Source organism: Rhizobium ecuadorense (assembly GCF_001187535.1).
GTDB lineage: Bacteria > Pseudomonadota > Alphaproteobacteria > Rhizobiales > Rhizobiaceae > Rhizobium > Rhizobium ecuadorense.
In genome coordinates this window covers 1-295 of the sequence record NZ_LFIO01001427.1, presented here as the reverse complement: position 1 = coordinate 295, position 295 = coordinate 1, and the positions used below count along the sequence as shown (strand labels likewise).

Sequence of the window (295 nt, the reverse complement as noted above, 5' to 3'; positions counted from 1 at the left end):
CCTTTTCCATCGGGTTATATCGATGCGTCGGGAGGAGCGGCCGTCTCGTGCCTCGGCCATGCGCATCCCGCAGTCCTTGCCGCATTGCACGAACAGCTTGACACTATGGCCTATGCGCACACCGGTTTTTTCACGACTGACGTCGCCGAGCGGCTCGCTGACCGGTTGGTCGAAGACGCGCCGCAGGGCCTTGATCAGTTCCAGCGCTCTAACCAGCATCTGGTGTCCTTCCTCCGGCCGGCCGAGCGCCTCCGCGATATATCCGCCTTCCGAATGAGCGCCGCCGAGATTGATC

Annotated in this window: 1 pseudogene; it reads left to right on the top strand. The window is 62.4% G+C overall.

What is annotated here, in order from left to right:
- Window positions 1-18: 18 nt before the first annotated feature.
- Window positions 19-195 (top strand): annotated as a pseudogene (locus AF337_RS45760) (aminotransferase class III-fold pyridoxal phosphate-dependent enzyme); the annotation flags it as partial.
- Between the last annotated feature and the right edge of the window lie 100 nt (window positions 196-295).